This is a genomic window from Actinocrinis sp. (assembly GCF_035938995.1).
Classification (GTDB): Bacteria; Actinomycetota; Actinomycetes; order Streptomycetales; family Catenulisporaceae; genus DASZGI01.
Genome location: NZ_DASZGI010000101.1, coordinates 20944 through 27020 on the forward strand (window position 1 = coordinate 20944; position 6077 = coordinate 27020).

The 6077-nt window shown below is 72.5% G+C and carries 6 protein-coding genes; all 6 read left to right on the forward strand.

All coding sequences use genetic code 11. The features are described from left to right. Position 1: 1 nt before the first annotated feature. Positions 2 to 658 carry a cob(I)yrinic acid a,c-diamide adenosyltransferase gene (cobO, locus tag VGZ32_RS06815; protein ID WP_326884993.1) on the forward strand — a complete coding sequence of 219 codons (657 nt, stop codon included), beginning with the start codon at positions 2 to 4 and terminating at the stop codon, positions 656 to 658. Beyond that, entirely contained in the window at positions 655 to 2187 is a 1533-nt protein-coding gene (locus VGZ32_RS06820) for a cobyrinate a,c-diamide synthase (RefSeq protein ID WP_326884994.1), read from the forward strand. Before cobO ends, VGZ32_RS06820 begins: the two co-directional genes overlap by 4 nt. Then, entirely contained in the window at positions 2175 to 2921 is a 747-nt protein-coding gene (gene cobI, locus VGZ32_RS06825) for a precorrin-2 C(20)-methyltransferase (protein ID WP_326884995.1), read from the forward strand. The genes VGZ32_RS06820 and cobI overlap by 13 nt, the downstream gene beginning before the upstream one ends. Further along, positions 2918 to 3811: a precorrin-4 C(11)-methyltransferase gene (cobM, locus tag VGZ32_RS06830; RefSeq protein WP_326884996.1), complete on the forward strand. Its 894-nt coding sequence runs from the start codon at positions 2918 to 2920 to the stop codon at positions 3809 to 3811. The genes cobI and cobM overlap by 4 nt, the downstream gene beginning before the upstream one ends. A 9-nt stretch (positions 3812 to 3820) precedes the next feature. Next, positions 3821 to 5017, forward strand: a complete 1197-nt coding sequence (locus VGZ32_RS06835; RefSeq protein ID WP_326884997.1) for a cobalt-precorrin-5B (C(1))-methyltransferase — start codon at positions 3821 to 3823, stop codon at positions 5015 to 5017. Beyond that, on the forward strand, positions 5014 to 6077 hold a 1064-nt coding region (gene cbiE, locus VGZ32_RS06840; protein ID WP_326884998.1), incomplete at its 3' end, for a precorrin-6y C5,15-methyltransferase (decarboxylating) subunit CbiE. The genes VGZ32_RS06835 and cbiE, both read left to right, overlap by 4 nt.

Below are 6077 nucleotides of genomic sequence, written 5' to 3' on the forward strand. Positions count from 1 at the left end.
CATGCCTCAAGGACAGCCGCTCTACGTGCCCGACGACGGCCTGACCACCCGTCAGCGCCGCACCCGTCCGCTGCTGATCGTCCACACCGGCCACGGCAAGGGCAAGACCACAGCTGCCTTCGGCCTGGCCCTGCGCGCCTGGAACGCCGGGTGGCCGATCGGGGTGTTCCAGTTCGTGAAGTCCGCGAAGTGGCGCATCGGCGAGGAGCCCGTGTTCAGGACCCTCGGCGCGCTGCACGACCAGACCGGCCAGGGCGCCCCGGTGGCCTGGCACAAGATGGGGGAGGGGTGGAGCTGGCTTCGGGGGAACGGGGGTCGCCCCCCGGGATCTGGCGCAGCGCGCGACCTGCACACCGATCCCGAGATGCAGGCCGACAATGCGCGCGCCGGCTGGGAGCGGATCAAGCAGGACCTGGCCGCCGAGACCTACAAGCTCTACCTCCTAGACGAGTTCACCTACCCGCTCAAGTGGGGGTGGATCGAGGCCAAGGAGGTCGTCGAGGTGCTGCGCGACCGCCCCGGCACCCAGCACGTGATCGTCACCGGGCGCGACGCCGCCCCCGAACTGCTCGAGGCCGCGGACCTGGTCACCGAGATGACGAAGGTCAAGCACCCCATGGACGCCGGGCAGAAGGGCCAGAAGGGGATCGAGTGGTGACGGGCGTACCGCGCCTCGTCGTCGCCGCCCCCGCGTCCGGCCACGGCAAGACCACGGTCGCGACCGGCCTCGTCGCCGCCTTCGCCCGCCGCGGCCTCGACGTCGCGCCGTTCAAGGTCGGACCCGACTACATCGACCCCGGATACCACGGCCTGGCCACGCGCGTGGGCCAACCGGACCGTCCCGGCCGTCCGGGGCGCAACCTCGACCCCTTCCTCGCCGGCGAGGAGCGGGTGCGCGATCTGTTCGCACACGGCTCGCGCGGCGCGGACCTCGCGATCGTCGAAGGCGTCATGGGCCTGTACGACGGCGCGGTGGGGCGCGGTGATTTCGCCTCCACAGCACACGTCGCGCACCTGCTCGGCGCCCCGGTCATCCTGGTCGTGGACGCCACCGCCCAGGGCCGATCCGTCGCGGCGCTCGTGCACGGTTTCCGCTCGTTCGACCCCACGCTGCGCCTGGCCGGCGTCGTCCTCAACAACGTCGGCTCAGACCGCCACCGCGAGATCCTGACTGAAGCGCTCGATGGAATCGGCGCGCCGTACCTCGGCGCACTGCACCGCAGCCACGCGGTCGCCGCGCCATCGCGTCATCTCGGGCTCGTTCCGGTCGCCGAGCGCGCCCCGGAAGCGGTCGCCGCCGTCTCAGCCCTCGCCGACCTGGTCGCCGAGCGCTTGGACCTCGCGCAGATCGAGCGGATCGCCCGCTCGGCCGCGCCGCTACCGCCACGAGACTGGACTCCCGAAGCGGCGGTCCACGACGGCGCCACACCACACGGGAACCGACAAACCGCACCTGACGCCGCGGAAGCACCCGCGCACGCGCACCACGTTGCGCTCGACGGCCACGACGCGCCTCTTGACCCGAACAGCAATCCCTCCCGGCCCGTCATCGCGATCGCTTCAGGCGCGGCCTTCACCTTCTCCTACGCCGAACACGCCGAACTGCTCGAGGCGGCCGGCGGGCAGGTCGTCCCCGTCGACCCGCTGCGCGACGAGAAACTTCCCGACGGCACCGCCGGCCTCGTCATCGGCGGCGGGTTCCCAGAGGTCTACGTCGGCGAGCTGTCTGCCAACGAGCCGCTGCGCGACGCTGTCCAGCGGCTGGCCGCCATCGGAGGCGTCATCGCCGCCGAGTGCGCCGGGCTGCTCTACCTCGCGCAGTCCCTCGACGGCGCGCCGATGTGCGGAGTGCTGCCCGCCGTCGCCACGATGACCGACCGGCTCACCCTCGGCTACCGCGAGGCCGCCGCGCCCGCGACGTCAGCCCTCTGCGACGCCGGGACCCGCGTCACCGGCCACGAGTTCCACCGCACCCGCATCGAGCCGCTGCCGCCCGACACGGCCGAATTGACGTCAGCATCCGAACCCGCAGTCGGACCCGCGTGGCTTTGGCGCGCGGCAGAGGGCGAGACCGTCGCCGACGGCTACGTCACCGGTCGCGTGCACGCCTCCTACCTGCACCTGCACTGGGCCGGAACGCCGTCGATCGCCCGCCGGATCGTCGAGGCGGCCGCATGCGCACGCTGACTCTCGTCGGCGTCGGCGTCGGCCCCGGCGATCCGGAGCTGCTGACGCTGAAGGCCGCGCGCATGCTGCGCGAAGCCGACGCCGTCTTCGCGCCGAGCACCGCGGCCGACAAGCCGTCACGCGCGGAAGAGATCGTGCGCGCCGCGACCGGCGTCGACGCCCGGCGCCTCGTCTTCGCCCTCGACGACAGCGGCGGCGTCACCCCGCACCGCACCGCCGCGTGGGACGAGGCCGGGCGCGCCGTCCTCGACGCCTTCAGCACCGGAGCCGACCGCATCGCGTTCGCCACACTCGGCGATCCCAACGTCTACTCGACCTTCACTTATCTTGCCGAGACCGTCATCGCGCTCGGCGGCGAGGAGCATGTGCGGGTGGAGACCGTTCCCGGCATCACCGCGATGCAAGACCTGGCCGCCCGCTCCGGCACCGTGCTCACCCAAGGCCGCGAACCGCTGGCCCTGATCCCCGCGACCGCAGATGAGGCTGTGCTGACCGACGCCTTCACCGGCACCGGGACCGTGGTCGTATACAAGGGTGGCCGCCGCCTCGGTGACGTGCTCGAAGCTGCCGCGGCCGCCGGACGCGCCGCGCACACGGTCATCGGCACCGATCTCGGCCTGCCGACCGAGCAGATCATCCGACCCGCCGAGCCCGGTGTCATTCCGTCCGCGCCGTACTTCACGACGCTGATCGCCCCGCCGCCTCGCCGCGCCGGCCGAGGAGGCGCGCTGTGAGCGGGAAAGTCACCTTCATCGGCGCAGGCCCCGGCGCTGCCGACCTGATCACGCTGCGCGGCGCGCGCGCGATCGGCGCGGCGGACATCGTGATCTGGGCCTCCAGTCTCGTGCAGGCCGAAATCCTGGAGCACGCCCGCCCCGGCGCCGAGATCGTCGACTCCGCGGCGCTGCCCATCGAAGGCGTGATCCCGTACTACGAACGCGCCGCGGTGGAAGAGCTGCGAGTCGCGCGCGTCCACTCCGGCGATCCCTCGCTCTGGGGCGCGATCCAGGAACAACTCGAGCGCGCCGACGCCCTCGGCCTCGAGGTCGAGATCGTGCCGGGCGTGTCCGCCTTCTCCGCTGTCGCCGCGCGCGCCGGGCGCGAGCTGACGATTCCGCAGGTCGCCCAGTCGGTGATCCTCACCCGACTGGAAGGCGGCAAGACCCCGATGCCGGCTGGCGAGTCGATCCGTTCGTTCGCCGCGCACGGTACCACCATGGCCGTGTTCCTCTCCGCAGCCCGTTCCGGCCGGCTCGCCGCCGAACTGCTCGCCGGCGGCTACCCGCAGGACACGCCGGTGATCGTCGCGTCGCGGGCGACCTGGCCGGACGAGGAGCTGGCGTGGTGCACGGTCGGCACGCTCGAGCAGACCGTGAAGGACCGCAAGCTGTGGAAGCACACGCTGTTCCTGATCGGCCCCGCGCTCGGCTCCGAGGGAACTCGCTCGCACCTCTATCACCCCGGCCACTTCCATGGACACCGCCGCGCCGAACCGGCCGCCCGTGCCGCGCTGCGCGAAGCCGATCAGACGGCCGTCGATCACATGACCGTCGGTCACACCACCGCTGACGAGCTCGTCGGCGGAAACGGTGATCACGGCGCCGGTCCAGGCCAGGCGAAGTAAGGTCCTGGCATGAGCGAACTGCGCGAACCCGATCTGCCGCGCACCATGAAGCAGCGCGGCGGCAAGGCGCTGCGCACCGGCTGGACGACCGGGACCTGCGCGGCCGCGGCAGCGAAGGCCGCGACCGTCGCGCTGGTCACCCGGGAGCCGCAGACCCGAGTCGAGATCGCGCTGCCCGGAAAGGACGGCGACTGGCGCCAGCGCGTTGCGTTCCCGCTCGAGCGCTGCGAGCAGATCAAGCCCGATGTCTGGCAGGCCGTGGTCGTCAAGGACGCCGGGGACGATCCCGACGTCACCCACGGAGCGCACCTGACCGCGACAGTGACCTGGCGCGACGAGCCCGGCCTCGGCCTCGACGGCGGCGAGGGCGTCGGCGTGGTCACGAAACCCGGCCTCGGCCTGGAGATCGGCGGGCCGGCGATCAATCCGGTGCCGCGCGCCATGATCGACCGCGCCGTCGGCGAGGCGATCGACCTCGGCGGCGGGCGGGGCGTGTGCGTGGTGATCTCCGTGCCGGGCGGCGAAGTGATGGCGCGCAAGACCACCAACCGGCGGCTCGGCATCATCGGCGGCATCTCCATCCTCGGCACCACCGGGATCGTCCGCCCCTTCTCCACGGCGTCCTGGCGGGCATCGGTCGAACAGGCGGTCTCCGTTCTCGCCGGGCAGAGCCGGGCGGAGGCGGCGGCGACCATCCCTCCGCTCGTACTCTGCACCGGCGGGCGCACCGAGAAGGGAGCGATGGCGCTGCTGCCGGGTCTGCCCGAAGTCTGCTTCGTCGAGGTCGGCGACTTCACCGGAGCGGCGCTGCGCAAGGCCGTCGAGCACGGCGTGCCCGAGGTCGCATTCGTCGGCATGATCGGCAAGCTCACAAAGCTCGCCGCCGGGATCCTGATGACCCACTACACCCGTTCGGCGGTTGACACCGAGCTGCTCGCCGAGATCACCGGGCCGGCCACCGGAGACGCGGAGCTGGCGGAGCGCGTACGGGCAGCGAACACGGCGCGCCACGCATACGAGGTCTGGGACGCGGCCGGCGTTCTCGGCGTGTGCGGGACTGCGGTGTGCGATCAGGTCGCCGACGTCCTCGCGCGGTTCACCGAGGGCCGGGTCACCGCGAGTGTCGCCATGGTCGACTTCACCGGCAGGCGCCTGGTCGCCGCGAGCGACCGATGGGACGCCGGACGATGGGGAGCGCAGAGATGACCGAGTCCGGCGATATCACCGTGATCGGAATGGACGGCTCACCCCTCTCTTCCGACGCACGCACGGCGCTCGAACGGGCGAACCTCGTCGTCGGCGGAGCGCGGCAACTGCGCGCCGCAGAGCTCCCGGCCTCCGTGCGGACGATCACGCTCGGCCCGCTCGCCCCCGCGCTTGACGCGCTGTCAGGACACGAAGGCGCTGCCGCCGTCCTCGCGTCGGGGGACCCGGGGTTCTTCGGCATCCTGCGCGCGGTGTCGGAACGCGGAGTCGTGCGCGTCGGCGAGACAGAGCTGGCGGAAGCGGCGCCGGAATCGGGAACGAGTCCGCAGTGGGTGCGGGTCGTGCCTGCCGTGTCGTCGGTTGCTGCCGCCTTCGCCCGGGTCGGCCTGCCGTGGGACGACGCGCTGGTCGTGAGCATGCACGGCGCCGGCGATGGTCGGGATCTGCGGTGTGCCGCGAACGTCTGTCGGGCGCATCCGAAGGTTGCGCTATTAACAGGCCCCGGAGCAGGAGCGGCGGAGTTGGCGCGCGAGCTGCTGGGCGTGGCGCGAGGTACCGACGAGGGTAAAGGCCGAGGCGCGCAGCACAGTGAGGGCGGCGTGGCGCACGGCGATGATGAGGGCGACGGCACGGGTAACAGCCCGGGTGCGTTGCACGGTGAGGGCAGCGGCGCGCTGCGCGGCGATGGTGAGGGCCGAGGCGAGAGTGGCGGCGCGGGTAACAGCCCGGGCATGCCGCACGGTGAGGGCGGCGCGGGACAGGGTGATGGCGAGGGCAGGAGTGAGGACGCGCAGCAGCGCGGCGAGCGCACGGATCACGACGGCGCGCTCGGGCAGAGCCCCGCGGTGCCTTCGCGCACGCTCGTCGTCGCGGCGCGACTCGGCGAGGCCGGCGAGAGCGTCGAGCACCTGACGCTGCGCCAGGCCGCCTCGCGCGCCGACTTTCCGCAGCCGCATGTCGTGCTCTGCCTCGCCGACCGCCCCATCGCGCCGCGCAAGCGTTGGCTCGCCGGATGGAACGGCGCCACCGGACCATGGGCACTGCCCGAGGAGCGTTACGG

Bases quoted from the DNA above. Each gene is read 5' to 3' on its own strand.
- cobO (WP_326884993.1), top strand. From the start codon at position 2: ATGCCTCAAGGACAGCCGCTCTACGTGCCCGACGACGGCCTGACCACC.
- cobI (WP_326884995.1), top strand. From the start codon at position 2,175: ATGCGCACGCTGACTCTCGTCGGCGTCGGCGTCGGCCCCGGCGATCCG.
- VGZ32_RS06835 (WP_326884997.1), top strand. From the start codon at position 3,821: ATGAGCGAACTGCGCGAACCCGATCTGCCGCGCACCATGAAGCAGCGC.